The sequence below is a fragment of the Glycomyces luteolus genome (genome assembly GCF_027622875.1).
GTDB lineage: Bacteria > Actinomycetota > Actinomycetes > Mycobacteriales > Micromonosporaceae > Glycomyces > Glycomyces luteolus.
In genome coordinates this window covers 257,784-271,738 of sequence record NZ_JAPZVP010000002.1, presented here as the reverse complement: position 1 = coordinate 271,738, position 13,955 = coordinate 257,784, and the positions used below count along the sequence as shown (strand labels likewise).

Here is a 13,955-nt window from a genome sequence, read left to right as displayed (position 1 = left end):
CAGAAGGCTCCAGAATCTCTCAGGTCGCTTGCGTTACGTCTGTGGGGTTCGAGCGATCTTGGCGATTGCGGCGAGCGCTTCCGAGAGCAACACAAGGTCGACCGCTTGGTTCGGATCAGACAACGCCAGTTCGACGTGATCCAGCGTGAGGTTCTCGTCCGGGCGGTAGGACGGGTAGAACGACGGCTCGGTCTCCATCGCGATGAAGCCGCCCTCGGGGAACTCGAAGTAGACGCTCCGTCGGCTTCCGCTGGGGTCGGGGTCCCCGTACTGCCAGCCACGTTTGAGAAGTCCCATCAGAGGGCCGCCGTCCACTTCCCGGCCCTCGAATCGACTCAGCCGCCCGGACAGCCGCTCTTCCTCGGTCAGTACAAGCACAGGACGCGCGAGCTGATCGAACGGTTGGAGGATCTCGTAGTCGGCTAGGACCGCGGCCCACTGCTCGACCTCATCGCCCAAGGTGGCCGGGTGTGCGAGTTGGACGACGGCATCTTCAATCAGGACCATCGGCTCGTCTTCGAGATCAGCAAAAGTGCGGTCCTCTGCGAGACGGAACGAGGTCCGTCCTGAAGCAGAGTCGGCCCGCCAGACCAGGCGACTCGTGAGGTGCCTCAGCAGCGGATGGTCGACCATGTAGGTCTGGAACTCATCGCCGGTCCAGGTGCGGCCGTTGACCATCGCGGATTCGAGGCGCCGCACCTGCTCTACCGCGACCTTCTTGAGGTCCTTGCGCATCGCTGTGAATCGCTCATATGCCGGCTGGGCAAGCTCGAGGTCGTCCTTCGCACCGGGCTTCGGCAGGTTGGCGCGACGTTTCCCCGAGTCCTCGACCACGTAGGGCCGCAGCTGCTCGTCGAACTTGACGGTAAAGGAGCGGGGACCGTAATCGAGGATGGGCGGTGTATCCGCATCCAGGCCGAAGTCTGGGACGAGACGGTCGGCGAGCTGTTCGCGATCGAGGCCGAGCCGCTGCGCGATCGCGTCGATCTGATCGGCGGCCGCTTTCTTGAGCGCCTTGAACTTCGTCTCCTCCGCGATCCCCCGCACCGCCCAGAGCGCAGCCTCGGTCCCCGTGGCGCCGAGAACCTCGACGCCTCTGACGGCTTTGGCGCTCTGCCCCTGTCCGGGCCAGTCGCGGATCAGCGTGGCGAGGCGTCGCACCGTGTGCTCATCGGCGAACCTCGCCAACTGCGTCATGGCCCATACGTCCTTGGAGGGGCAGCCCGCGGCCGTCCACAGCTCGTACAAGGCCCACGAGAACGCGGTGAGTGAAGCCGCATCGCATTCGATAACGAGCACGTCGACACCCCCATAAGGCCCCTCGAGTCCATCGATCGCCAGCGCGAGCATCAGCGTCTTGACAGCATCCGCAGGCAACGCGGTAGCACCGCCCGCGAGCAGTACCTGCGGCAGCGAGTGCGGATCAGCCCATGTGCCGATACGCGGAAGGCTGTCGAGTTTCGGGTCGAACGGATCAGGCTCGATAAGCGCGCGAACCGCCTCCGCAGCAGGCTCGCCGTGCTGCTTCGCCTGGGTGTCCAGGACTTCCCGGCTTGGCTGGGCCAGGTACCGCAGCGCTCTGACAGCAGGTCCTCGCAACTTCGCGTCTGCACCGAGCGCGTCCGGGATGAGTAGCGCCGCCGCAGCGTCGGGATGCCGGTCGAGCCAGGCCAATGCGACGGCGCGGTCGCTTTGCGACCGCGTCATGCAGTCGGCTGCAGTCCTGGCCGCCTCGATGTTCACGATGGGAAGCATTGCCGGACGGAAGTCCTTCTTCGACCGGACGTTCTGCATGACACGGTCGATCGCGGCTCCCGAGTGCCGGGCAAGAATCGCCTTCACCGTGGAAACCGAGGCCGAGCGGGCCTGACCATCCCATTGGTCGAGAGCCGATCCGACCAGCTCCTCGGGGGCGTAAGCGAGGAGCTCAGGGAACCACAAGTGATCGGTTCGCGGACCGTCCGGCATCGAACGTTCCCAGAACCCCTGGTGGGCGAGGTAGTTCTCGTCGTCTGGGAGGACCTGGAAGGCCTCCTGTTCGCCTTCGTTCCAGCGCAGTTCATTCAGCGGGGGTGCAGAAAGTCCAGCGAGCGGAGTCGGTGCTGCTTGGTTCACGTAAGCCGCCCACGGCGGCGATGTGAAGCACGCTGGCAGTGTGGCTTTGCCAGCCACCGGAACCCCCGCAGACATTGCCTGGAGCTGCTCGATCTCCTTTCGATCGGCTTCGTCGAGCATCGCGACCGCCTTCTGTATCAATGCATTCGACTGCGAGATTCCAGCGAGCCTGGACTTGGCAGGGCCGGTAGATGCCCCCGACACCGAGGCGATCGCCCGCAGTGTCCGGACCGGGAAGCGCTTCGCCGCTGCACGCGCTGCAGCCATCGGCCGCGCTTCGCCACTGCGTTCGAGAAGGTATTCGATCGCCGGGTCAGAAGGCAGCATGCCGAGGGCGTCGACCATCGCCCGTGCTACCTCGGGACGCTTGACCGACCGGCTATTCAGGGACTTCACCAGGACCGGAAACGCCTCGACACCCAGCGCATCTACGAGGCGGGCTACCGTTCCCACTTCGCACTGATAGGCATCGATCATCGAAGCACCACTGACTTCGAGGTGTTCCCGCCTCGACACGAAGGACCACAGGGCATCCTTGCCGACGTTCAACGGGCCTTTCGACCCATGGAGCAGACAAGCTTCCTCGACCCAAGGTTCCTGGTCAGGAAACAGCATGGCGCTGACGAATCGTTTCGCATCATCCGATCGCATACCACCGATCGAGGCAACCGCCTCGGCATACGCCGAGGAGTCAAGCGCAGCGAGCAACGACCGGATTGGGCTGATCCAGCTGGCGACCCCCCGCGTCCCTGCCAGGCGCTCGATACGCATCGGCCCGATTCGGACCTGCTGCCGAGAGACGATTTGAGGATGCAGCCAGGTAACGCTGGTACTCAACGCTTCTACTGCAGCTTTAACTGCGAAGCCGATTCCGTACTGTGCAATCCAGGCATCCCGGGCAAGCTCCCGGTTATCGCTAGAAGCATCCACCCAATCTAGCAATTTCACTGCCAGCGCGGCTCCGTGTGGGTCCGGTTCTCCAGCGATACCAGCGCGAATGGGCGCTTCGAGGGAGGGGTCAGGGAGCGCACGGAACGCGTACTCGAGATACCGGGCACTCTGTGTGAATCGTTTGTTGAGTTCGGCCGGGGCGTCTTGCTTGATCTCGACCGGCCGAGGCGCTCCACGGCCGGGCCGGTCGAAGGTGTGCTGCTGCCAGGATTTGGGCAGCTCAAGCAGGCTTTCATCGGGAAGTTGGCGAGGGGTCGAGGGGTTCACTCTCTTCATAGGAGTAAGGCTATGAGACAGGTGTGACACTCGTTCGCGACCCTGGACCTGTCACGCCGCACAGACGGATGCGTGGCGCGGTCTGTGCCGCAGCACGGCCGGTAGGGTCTTCTGCATGCGTTTGTTGGTGGCAAGGTGCCAGGTTGATTACACAGGTCGGCTTTCCGCCCATTTGCCCATGGCTACCCGTTTGCTAATATGGAAGGCGGACGGGAGCGTGCTGGTGCACGCCGACGGGGGGTCGTATAAGCCGCTCAACTGGATGACGCCGCCGTGCACGGTCGTCGAGGGGGCCACTGAGTGGACCGTGACCTCGAAGAAGACCGGGGACCAGTTGAAGATCACGATCGAAGAGGTCTTCCACGACTCGAGCCATGAGCTGGGCGTCGACCCGGGGCTGCAGAAGGACGGCGTCGAGGCGCACCTCCAGGAGCTGCTCGCCGCCGACACCGCGCCGCTCGGGAAGGGCTGGTCGCTCGTGCGCCGCGAGTACCCGACCGCGATCGGGCCGGTGGACCTCATGTGCCGCGACTCCGACGGGAAGCATGTCGCGGTCGAGATCAAGCGGCGCGGGGAGATCGACGGCGTCGAGCAGTTGACCCGGTACCTGGAGCTGCTCAACCGCGACCCGCTCCTCGCCCCGGTCGACGGCGTCTTCGCCGCCCAGGCCATCAAGCCCCAGGCCCGGGTCCTGGCCGAGGACCGCGGCATCCGCTGCGTCGTCCTCGACTACGACGATCTGCGCGGCGCGATCGACGAGAGCCAGCCGCGGCTGTTCTGAGACGACGAGTAAGGGCCGCAGCGTGATTGCGCTGCGGCCCTTACTGTTTCAAGGTCTACTCGGTGAGCTCGCCTTGGAGGCGGTCCCACTCGGCCTCGCAGTCCGCCTCGGTCAGGAGGCCTTCGCCGGTCTCGACGCACTCCTTGATCGATTCTTCCTTGATCGTGTCGGCCCCGTCCTTGAGCATGTCGACGATGACGATGTTCCAGACGATCGAGCCGGCGATCGCGAGCACGGCGAGGACCAGGCCGGTGCCGCCGGTGCCCTTGCCCTTGCCGCCGCGCGAGCCGGCCTTGGCGAGGGCGATGATGGCGAAGATCAGCGCGATGACGCCGATGATGATGCTGCCAATGTTGAGGATCGGGATCCAGAAGCCGGCGATCGCGACGATGCCGAGCACGAGCGCGGTGACGCCGAAGCCGTTGCCCTGCTTGACGGGGGCGGACTGCTGCTGCATGGGGGCCGGGGCGGGCTGGTAAGCCACGGGGTAACTCCTATTGATGTCGATCGATCGGTTTGTTCGGGCGGAACAGCGTGGATTCTAAAGCAATGGTGCAAATCGGCAGCGGGTGCACAGCTCGCCCATTCCCGAGATACTGCTCACTTCAACCGTTCGGACCAGGACAATCACATAACGTGTGCGTCCAAATAGCAATTACCCCGAGAAGCCGCTACCCGACTCTGCGCAGTCGCAGAATGGCCGAGTCCCAGTCGGCGTTCGCCCAACGCAGTGGCAGGCCGAGCACGTTCAGTGTCGCTCCCCAGTGGACTTCACCTGTGTCCTCGTCCAACCAGCGCGAGTCCGCCGCGATCCCCTCAGGCCGCAGCGGCGCCACGGGCCGGTTGCAGTGCCAGGGCGTCTTGAACGCCAGCACCGCGATCTGGTCGCCGCGCACGTACTGCACCCCCGTGAGCGGCGACGCTTCCGGGTCGCCGAGCCGGTACTGCACGCCGTGCTGCACGACCGGCCGCAGCCGCTTGTAGTGCGCCACATGCTCGGCGGCCTCCTCCAGCTCGGCCTCCGACCACTCGGTCAGGTTGCCGCCCACCGCGAGCACGCCCGCGCTGGCGACGTGGAAGCGGAACCGCAGCGAAGTGGTGCGCTGGTTGAACCCGCTGGGCTCGTCGGTGATCCAGGTGTCCATGGCGCGCGCCGGATAGGCCTGGCCGAAGCCGTACTGGATGGTGACGCGGTCGCCCGCGTCGGTGTTGTCCGAGGTCCACACCTGGTCGACGTAGCGCAGCATCCCCGGGTCGACGCGGCCGCCGCCGCCCGCGCAGCCCTCGATGCGCACGTTCGGGTGCTTGGCGCGCAGGCGCTTCTTGATGTCGTACACGGCTGCGACGTGCTCGAACCAGGCCCGGTCGGGATCGGCCGAGTCGGGGCGGCCGACCTCGGTCCAGGGCCGGTTGTGGTCCCACTTGACGTAGTCGATGTCGTTGCCGCTCAGCAGTTCGTCGAGTCGGGCATAGGCCCACGCGGCGACTTCGGGGCGCCCGTAGTCCAGGACGAGCTGCTGCCGCAGCTCGGTGCGGTCGCGCCCGACCTGGTGGAGGACCCAGTCGGGGTGGGCGCGGTAGAGGTCCGAGTCGGGGTTGACCATCTCGGGTTCGACCCAGATGCCGAACTTCATCCCGGTCGCGTGCACGGCGTCGATCAGCGGCCCGAGGCCCTTCGGGAACCTGTCGGGGTTGGGCTGCCAGTCGCCGAGGCCGGCGTTGTCGTTCACGCGCTGGCCGAACCAGCCGTCGTCGACAACGAACTGCTCGCAGCCGATGCGCGCGGCGAGCTCCACGAGCGGCAGCTGCTTCTCCTCGGCGACGTCGAAGAACACGGCCTCCCAGGAGTTGAACAGGACCGGCGCGTCCTCCTCGGGGGTGGGCATGACGTGGCGCCGCAGGTGCTCGTGCCAGGCGCGGGAGGCCCCGCCGAAGCCTTCGGCGGTGAACAGCCCGGAGTAGGCGGGGGTCGTCCAGGTCTCGCCCTCGCGGAGGGTCCAGCGCAGGCCCTCGTGCCCCGCGCCGCCGGTGATCGACACGCGCCCTTGGGCGGACCGGCGCAGCAGGACCCGCCACGAGCCCGACCACGCGAGGTTCGCGGAGTAGACGGTGCCGGCGGTCTCGGTGGCGGTGCCGTCGTCGACGGCGACCCAGGGGTTGGCCTGGTGGCTGGTGCCGCCCCGGCGCGAGCCGATCGCGGTCTCGCCCACGGGGAGCGGGACGCGCCGCAGCTGCCATTCGGCGGCCCATTCGCCGCTCAGGTGCGAGAGCCGGTAGTCGCCCCAGTGCGGGAGGGTCCACGCGGCGGAGTCGAAGCGGGACAATTCGACCGGGCGAGCGGCCTCGAGCGAGGCCCAGCGGTCGAGCACACCGGTGTCCCACAGCCGGTAGTGCAGGGTCAGCGCCAGGTCCCGGTCGGTGAACCGGATCGCCAGGTGGTCGCCGTCGACAACGCTTTCTGCAACAGTGTGGTCGGCGTAGTTCCATGCGAAGCCCTTGGCGCCGTCCGGGTGCCGCAGCTGGAGGGACGGCGTCGCGAACTGGGGCCCGAGTTCGCCGAGAAGCTCGGCGCCGGTGTGGCGCCGGTCGTCCCACGAGTACGCCTCGCGCCACTCGACCGCGAGCGAGGCGATGGCCTCGTCCGGTATCGCGGGGCCCCAGTGCAGCTGGCGGGGCAGGCCGCCCTGCAGGCCGACGACGTAGGAAAGGCCGGGCCCGGAGAGATGCCAGGTGAGGGCGGCTTCGTCGAAGCGGATGGACATGCGTTACTCCTCAAGATCACGATCGGCTCCAGTCTGCCCCGGGAATCGCTCGGGATAGAAACCGGTATCACACTCTGGGCGAAGCCTGCGAGCTCTGAATTTGCAGAGTGAGGAGCACCGGAGTTGCCGCGTTTTTCACGCCCGCGCAACCGCCGCGTCACTCCGAAGGGCCCCCGCAGGTGGTGAACGGGCACGTGGGAGCGGCATGCAAGACTATTGGCATGCTTCACGCGGTGGTCCCCGCGGGCGGTTCCGGAACTCGGCTCTGGCCCCTGTCTCGCGCGCAACGACCCAAGTTCCTGCTGCCCCTCACGGGCACTGATTCGTCGTTGCTGCAATCCACGGTCGAGCGCGCCCGGCTGCTGTCCGATCCCGACCACGTCTACGTCGTCACGGGCGCGGCCCATGCCGTCGACGTGGCCCGCCAGCTGCCCGAGGTCCCCGGCGACAACATCCTCGTCGAGCCCTCGCCCCGCGACTCCGCGGCCGCGATCAGCCTCGCCGCGGCCGTCATCGCCGAGCGCGAGCCGACCGCGATCATGGGCTCGTTCGCCGCCGACCACCTCGTGCTCGACGGCGAGGCCTTCGCCAAGACCGTCCAGAAGGCGATGGAGCTGGCTTCGACGGGCCTGCTCATGACCATCGGCATCACCCCCACGGGCCCTGACACCGGTTTCGGCTACCTGCGGCTCGGCCCGCCGGTCGGACCCGGATACCAGCTCGGCGCGTTCGTCGAGAAGCCCGACCAGGTCTCGGCCGTCGAGTACGTCTCGGCCGGGAACTACCTGTGGAACGCCGGCATGTTCGTCTGGCGCGTCGACGCCTACCTCGCCGAGCTCCAGCGCCACCGCCCCGCCCTCCACGACGCGGTGCGGACCCTCGCCGCCGCCTGGGACTCCAACCGCCGCGAAGCCCTGTTCGCGCAGCTGTGGCCGACCCTCGAGAAGATCTCGATCGACTACGCCGTCATGGAACCCGCCGCCGCGGCGGGCAAGGTCGGCGTCGTCCCCGGCGACTTCGAGTGGCACGACGTGGGCGACTACAACACCCTCGGCCAGGTGCTCAAGGCCAACGACAAGGTGGGCAACGTGATCGTCGAGCCGCGCGGCTCCGGCCAGACGCTCCTGACCGAGTCGAAGCGGAACGTGGTCGTCCCGGCCGCCGGGCGGCTCGTGGCCACCGTGGGCGTGGACGATCTCATCATCGTCGACACTCCCGACGCGCTCCTGGTGTGCCCCAGGGACAGGGCCCAGGAGGTCAAGGGCCTGGTCGAGGAACTCAAGCAGGCCAATCGAACCGATCTGGTCTAATTGCGGCCATGAAGCTCGGGTCTCGTCAACGGTCGGTCCTCGCCGGCCTGCTGCTCGCCCTCGCGGTCGTCGTCATCGCGGTCGCCTTGTCCCAGTGGCTGTTCGGGGTCGGTCTCGATCCGCGCGACGACACGATCCGCCGCGCCGCGGGGATCGGCTTCACGGACGAGGCCAGGGGCACGCTCTTCTCGATCCTCCCGGTGGTCCTGCCCGCGCTCGCGGCCTTCCTGGCCCCGGACACCCGACCCGGACGGGTGACAGTCCGCCTTACCCGTCTCGTTTATGTCGCCTACCTCGTTATCGGTGTACTGCTGGCACTGTCGGCAGCCCGGTACGGATTCGACGATGCCAGGCAATTGGCTGAGGAAGGACAGGTCTTCATCGACACGCGCGCCGCCGTGGAGCGACTCCTGCTCGACACGGTGTGGTTGACATTGGCCGGCATCGGCCTCGTCTTCGTGCGATGGAACGGAACTCGCGAGCGATCCTCCACTCCGAAACCTGTCAAGTTAAGTCCCCCACAAGCGTGAGTCTGAGGGGTCCTTCCATCAAACAGTTCACTGTGCGCTATCGTCTGATCTCGAACCGTGACCGAATAGCGATGAGCACTCATCGTCCATAGCGACGAGTAATGGCGGTGCGGCCTCATCCACAGGCCGCCCCGCGGGCACCGGGCTTCTTTAGAAGCACAACCATGTAGGACAGGCAACAGCGGACGACCGGCTCGTCCGCAGCACGGCCGTACGCGTTTTCAGGGGAGGGGACGCGTCCAGCCGGCCATCCGCATCCGGTGCAGCGCAAGTGATTGCAAGGGGGGAGCACCGGTTCTGCCGGTGCGCGAACGAGGAGGCGGACGTATATGGACGGCCGTGACTACTTGGCCGACCTGTTGGGTAACGTTCCGGAGTGGCAGGCTCGCGCATTGTGCGCGCAGACCGATCCGGAGGCGTTCTTCCCCGAAAAAGGGGGATCCACGCGGGATGCGAAACGCATCTGCGCGAGGTGCGAGGTCAAAGAGAACTGTCTGCAGTACGCACTCGACCACGATGAGCGCTTCGGCATCTGGGGCGGGCTATCCGAACGGGAGCGCCGCAAGATCAAGCGCCAGGCGCGCGAAGCGGCACGGCGGCGCACCGAGCGCCTGCCGGTGGTGGTGTGTTTCCCGAGCCCGATGATCAATCCCGCGCTGACTTCGGAGGTCGTCTTCGCGGCAGAGCAGCGCCACGTCGAACCCGTCCTGGTCGGAGGCGGCATCGGCGGCCAGGTGGGCCTGCTGGAGGAGCTGGTCGGCGCCCGCCTGCCCGCTCCGATCGGCGAACTCGTGGAGGAGCCGGTCGCGCAGGAGCGCATTCCGGTCGCCGCGTAGCGAAGTGCATCCCTGCGAGCGAGCGGCGGGGGCGGGACGTCGAAGTCCCGCCCCCGCGCCGACATCAAGGCCAGTGCCGAACTGCCGAACATGAAACGGGATATTCCTGATTTGTCCCGCCGGGGGACCCCTTGATCTAACCCTAAGCCATTGGTACGACACCACATGCTTCGAACAAGAAGCGAACCCGGCTCAGAACTCCAGATCCTCTGGCGGCAGGTTCAGCAGGGACGCGAGCTGCTCGGCGAGCACCGAGCGCACCAGTCCCTCCATCTCGGCCTTGCCCTCGGCCCGCAGCTCGATCGGTCTGCGGTACAGCACAATCCGAGGTGAGGCCGCGACCGTGCCCGGCTGCGCCGGGTACAGCTTCGAGAGCGGCACCCCCCGGTCCTCCACGATGTCGGCGTCGTAGTTCTGGGATTCCGGCGGCACTTCGTCTACGGCGAACTCGATGTGCCGCAGATCGGTGAACTTCGCGCCCAGCGACTCCGCGAGACGGCGCTCGATCTCGACCACCGAATCCATCACCAGCGCGTCGAACTGCTCGACGGGCGTGTGCCGCAGCGGCAGGGCGCGAGGCGCCAGCGGCCCCCGCATCCCCCGTCCGTGTCGATCTCTGCGCATGGGGAAACCATAGCGTTCGCGCCCGACGATTTCGGTCCCCGCGATCGCGATCCGGACAATTCCGCATGGGACCACAGTTCAGCGTCGCTGACTTCGCCACCGCGAGTGGTAGTTTCGTGGTGTGAGGTCGGATCGGCGTTGCTCCCGGAACGGCTGCCGCCAGCCTGCGGTGGCCACTTTGACATATATCTACTCGGATTCGACGGCTGTGGTCGGCCCGCTCTCGACGACGCGGGAACCCCACAGCTATGACCTGTGTGATGCGCATGCCCGGCGCCTCACCGTGCCCCATGGTTGGGAACTGGTCCGCCATCAAGGCGATTACACGGTGCCCATGCCCACCGACGACGACCTGGTCGCACTGGCCAACGCCGTACGGGAAGCCGCCGTGGGCGAAAGGCCCGAGCTCGAGCCGCCCGAAGCGCCCCCGATGGCCGGCGGCCGATACGACGGGACCGATGCGTCTCAGCGCCAAGGGCTCCGCCCCGCCGCGCCCCAGATCGGTGCCAGGCGTCACCTCCGGGTGGTGTCCGGCGACGAGGACCTACAGCGCTAGTCTCGTCACGGGGTGGCCTCTAGCGGTGCTGCCAGACGCTCCCCGACCGGACCCGCAACACCGGAAAGGCGGCATCTGAGTGGCTCCTAAGCTCAGCGATTTCGTGAAGGCCTACGACGTGCGCGGACTTGTCGGTTCGCAGCTCACACCCGAGGTCATGGAGGCCATCGGCGCGGCCGCAGTGGCCGTCACCGGTGAGAGGACCTGGGCGGTCGGGCACGACATGCGCGACTCCGGCCCCGGCTTCGCCGAGGCCTTCGCGCGCGGCGCGACCCGCGCGGGCGCGGACGTCATCGAGGCCGGGCTCTGCTCGACCGACATGATCTACTTCATCGCAGGCCAGCGCAACGTCGCCGGCGCGATGTTCACCGCCAGCCACAACCCCGCCGAATACAACGGCCTGAAGCTGTGCCTGCCCGCGGCCCGCCCGATCGGCCTCGACACCGGTCTGGCCGACATCCGCGACAAGGCGCAGGCGATCCTCGACGGCGAACCGGCACCCGAGGCCGACGCTCCGGGGACGGTCACGAGCGAGGGCTTCCTCGCCTCCTACGCCGCGTACTTGCGCGAACTCGTGGACCTCTCCGCGATCCGCCCGCTCAAGATCGTCGTGGACGCCGGCAACGGCATGGGCGGCCACACCGTCCCGGCCGTCCTCGGAGATGAGATCCTCGCCGGGCTCCCGCTCGAGATCGTGCCGATGTACTTCGAGCTCGACGGCACCTTCCCCAACCACGAGGCGAACCCGCTGGAGCCGGCGAACATCGTCGACCTGCAGGCCCGCGTGAAGGAGGTCGGCGCCGACCTGGGCCTGGCCTTCGACGGCGACGCCGACCGCTGCTTCGTCGTGGACGCCGACGGCGAGCCCGTCACCCCGTCCGCGATCACCGCGCTCATCGCCACCCGCGAACTCGCCAAGCACCCCGGTTCCGCGGTGTGCCACAACCTGATCACCTCGAAGGCCGTCCCCGAGATCATCGCCGAGCACGGCGGCCGCCCGCTGCGCACCCGCGTCGGCCATTCCTATATCAAGTCCGTCATGGGCGATGAGAACGCCGTCTTCGGCGGCGAGCACTCCGCGCACTACTACTTCCGCGACTTCTGGTTCGCCGACACCGGGATGCTCGCCGCGATGCACGTCCTCGCAGCAGTCGGCGAGAGCGACCGCAGCGCCTCGGACCTCGCGAACGAGTTCGTCCGCTACGTGCCCTCCGGCGAGATCAACTCGAAGGTCGACGACCCTCACGCGAAGATCGAAGAGGTCGCCGCGCAGTACGCTGCCCGCCAAGGGGTCGAGACCGACCGCCTCGACGGCCTCACGATCACGCTCGAAGACGGCTCGTGGGCCAACCTGCGCCCGTCCAACACCGAACCGCTGCTGCGCCTCAACGCCGAGGGCCCCGACCAGGCGTCCATGGAGCTGCTGCGGGACGACATCCTCCGCACCGTAAGGAACTAGCCCATGCCCGCCACCGCGCCCAAGCCAGTGCTCCTCGAACTGCTGCGCTGCCCTGAGCCCCATCACGCCCCGCTCTCGTACGACCGCGAGGCGAACGCGCTCACCTGCTCGGAGTGCGCCAAGGTCTTCCGGGTCGAGGACGGCATCCCCGTGATGCTCCTCGACGGCCCGGAATAGCCGCACCGCCCGGCCCCGGGCCGGGCAGGGCACCTCGCGGGCGGGCCGCACTTCGGCAGTGCGGCAACGCCGGCGAACCGCCCGGAGGTCCTCTGGGCGACGCCTGCGAGCCGTAGGCTTGTCCCCTCGGCGACGCCTGCGAGCCGTAGGCTTGTCCCCTCGGCGACGCTTGCGACCCGTAGATTTGAACAGCCCGGCAATGAAGTGAACCGTCGAGGCCGCACGGCCAAGGAGGAGTACAGCATGGGTCTTGAGGACGACGGCCTCGCCGGCATCACCGGCGATCGGCTCCCCGACGAGCGCCGCATCGAAGGCGACCTGAGCGAGTCGATCCGGCCCGGCGGCGCGCTGTGGGCGCTCGCCTCGGCCGGACCGCAGCTCCGCGAGTCGGCGGCGCTCGCCGCCGACGCCGGACTCGGCGCGCTCGCCGAGGAGGGCCGCCCCCGGGCGGTCGTCGTCGCGGGCGTCGGCACCGCCGCGCGCACCGGCGACATCCTCGCCACCGTGGCCGGGCCCCGCTGCCCCGTCCCGATCCTCGGGCACCGCTCGGCCGGCGTCCCCGGCTGGGTGGGCGCGGCCGACGTCGTCATCGCCGTGTCCGCCTCGGGACGCAGCCCGGAGGCGCTCGCCGCCGCCGAGGCGGCCGGACGCCGCGGCGCGCGCCTGGTCGCCATCGGCGCCCCGGACTCGGAGCTGCAGGCCCTCGCCGAGCGCGCCCGCGCCCCGTTCGTGGCCGTGCCCCGGCGCGCCCCGGCGCGCCTCAGCCTGTGGGCGCTTACTGTCCCGGTCCTCATGGCCGCCAGGGAACTCGGGCTCGTGAACCTGGTGGAGGCCGACATCGCCGAGACCGCCAGGCGGCTCGACGAGGACGCCGAGCGCTGCCGCCCCGACGCCGACGCGTACGTCAACCCGGCGAAGGAACTCGCCATGAACCTGGCCGGGTCGATTCCCGTGGTGTGGGGCTCGAGCCCGCTCGCGGGCGTGGCCGCCCGGCGCTTCGGCGACATGCTCGCCGCCAACTCCCGCTACCCGGTGGTCTCCGGCGAGCTCGGCGAGGTCGGGCGCGGCCGCGTCGGCCTCCTCGACGGCGTGTTCGGCTCGCTCGCGGAAGGCCAGACGGACATCTTCGCCGACCCCGAGGACGACGAGCTGACGCGACTGCGGATCGTGCTCATGCGCGACGACGGCCTCGACGGCGACGAGACCGGCCCGAAGCCGGACGTGCGGCGCGCCGACGCCGTCGCCGACCTGGCCTCCCGCCGCGGCATCCGCTGCGACGTGCTCCCCGCCGAGGGCGGATGCGCGCTCGAGCGGCTCGCCTCGCTGATCGCCGTCCCCGACTTCGCGTCGGTGTACCTGGCGCTCGCCCACGGCCTCGACCCGATGCGCGTCCCGGCCGTCTCCGAGATGAAGGACGCCACCCTCGGTTCGGATTAGCTCAACCGCAAGGGCGGCAATGCTTTCAAGGCCGCGGACGGCGTCGTCGTCCGCGGCCTTCGGCGTCCCGCGCTCAGACGGGCCGGGGCCGCGAGCCGCGCGGGCCGAACCGTTAGAGTTGAGGCCTTCAACCCGAACAGT

The 13,955-nt window shown here is 68.2% G+C and carries 11 protein-coding genes and 1 pseudogene; 8 read left to right on the top strand and 4 right to left on the bottom strand.

The genetic code is table 11. The features are described 5' to 3' along the window. Window positions 1–33: 33 nt before the first annotated feature. A complete protein-coding gene (locus O1R50_RS03180) occupies window positions 34–3,342 on the bottom strand; it encodes a DUF4132 domain-containing protein (RefSeq protein WP_270108413.1) in 3,309 nt (1,102 codons plus the stop codon). Window positions 3,343–3,457: 115 nt separating this feature from the next. Here O1R50_RS03180 and nucS point away from each other — a divergent pair, with 115 nt between their 5' ends. After that, window positions 3,458–4,123 (top strand): endonuclease NucS, encoded by a 666-nt coding sequence (gene nucS / locus O1R50_RS03175; RefSeq protein WP_270108412.1) that lies wholly within the window; start codon window positions 3,458–3,460, stop codon window positions 4,121–4,123. Between the two features lie 55 nt (window positions 4,124–4,178). Here nucS and O1R50_RS03170 read toward each other — a convergent pair whose 3' ends face one another. Both O1R50_RS03170 and O1R50_RS03165 read right to left on the bottom strand, forming a co-directional pair. Further along, the gene (locus O1R50_RS03170; protein WP_270108411.1) at window positions 4,179–4,607 is read right to left on the bottom strand and encodes a hypothetical protein; all 429 of its coding nucleotides are present in this window, start codon (window positions 4,605–4,607) and stop codon (window positions 4,179–4,181) included. Window positions 4,608–4,794: 187 nt separating this feature from the next. Beyond that, entirely contained in the window at window positions 4,795–6,885 is a 2,091-nt protein-coding gene (locus O1R50_RS03165) for an alpha-galactosidase (protein ID WP_270108410.1), read from the bottom strand. 221 nt (window positions 6,886–7,106) lie between these two features. On the opposite strand from O1R50_RS03165, the gene O1R50_RS03160 reads away from it, so the two are divergent. The 3 genes and pseudogenes from O1R50_RS03160 to O1R50_RS26155 all read left to right on the top strand — a co-directional run. Beyond that, window positions 7,107–8,195: a mannose-1-phosphate guanylyltransferase gene (locus O1R50_RS03160; protein WP_270108409.1), complete on the top strand. Its 1,089-nt coding sequence runs from the start codon at window positions 7,107–7,109 to the stop codon at window positions 8,193–8,195. An 8-nt stretch (window positions 8,196–8,203) separates the two neighbouring features. After that, window positions 8,204–8,725 (top strand): hypothetical protein, encoded by a 522-nt coding sequence (locus O1R50_RS03155; protein WP_270108408.1) that lies wholly within the window; start codon window positions 8,204–8,206, stop codon window positions 8,723–8,725. A 329-nt stretch (window positions 8,726–9,054) separates the two neighbouring features. Next, window positions 9,055–9,306 (top strand): annotated as a pseudogene (locus O1R50_RS26155) (WhiB family transcriptional regulator); the annotation flags it as partial. A gap of 447 nt (window positions 9,307–9,753) precedes the next feature. Here O1R50_RS26155 and O1R50_RS03145 read toward each other — a convergent pair. Continuing rightward, the gene (locus O1R50_RS03145) at window positions 9,754–10,185 is read right to left on the bottom strand and encodes a metallopeptidase family protein (RefSeq protein WP_270108406.1); all 432 of its coding nucleotides are present in this window, start codon (window positions 10,183–10,185) and stop codon (window positions 9,754–9,756) included. Between the two features lie 121 nt (window positions 10,186–10,306). Between O1R50_RS03145 and O1R50_RS03140 the strand changes: the two genes are divergently transcribed. The 4 genes from O1R50_RS03140 (at window position 10,307) to O1R50_RS03125 (ending at window position 13,814) form a co-directional block, all read left to right on the top strand. After that, window positions 10,307–10,741, top strand: coding sequence for a DUF3499 domain-containing protein (locus O1R50_RS03140; RefSeq protein ID WP_270108405.1), 435 nt, complete (start codon window positions 10,307–10,309; stop codon window positions 10,739–10,741). Window positions 10,742–10,820: 79 nt separating this feature from the next. Beyond that, the gene (locus O1R50_RS03135) at window positions 10,821–12,200 is read left to right on the top strand and encodes a phosphomannomutase/phosphoglucomutase (RefSeq protein WP_270108404.1); all 1,380 of its coding nucleotides are present in this window, start codon (window positions 10,821–10,823) and stop codon (window positions 12,198–12,200) included. A gap of 3 nt (window positions 12,201–12,203) precedes the next feature. After that, window positions 12,204–12,377 (top strand): Trm112 family protein, encoded by a 174-nt coding sequence (locus tag O1R50_RS03130; protein ID WP_205326859.1) that lies wholly within the window; start codon window positions 12,204–12,206, stop codon window positions 12,375–12,377. 243 nt (window positions 12,378–12,620) lie between these two features. Then, window positions 12,621–13,814, top strand: a complete 1,194-nt coding sequence (locus O1R50_RS03125) for an SIS domain-containing protein (protein ID WP_270108403.1) — start codon at window positions 12,621–12,623, stop codon at window positions 13,812–13,814. Window positions 13,815–13,955: the final 141 nt, after the last annotated feature.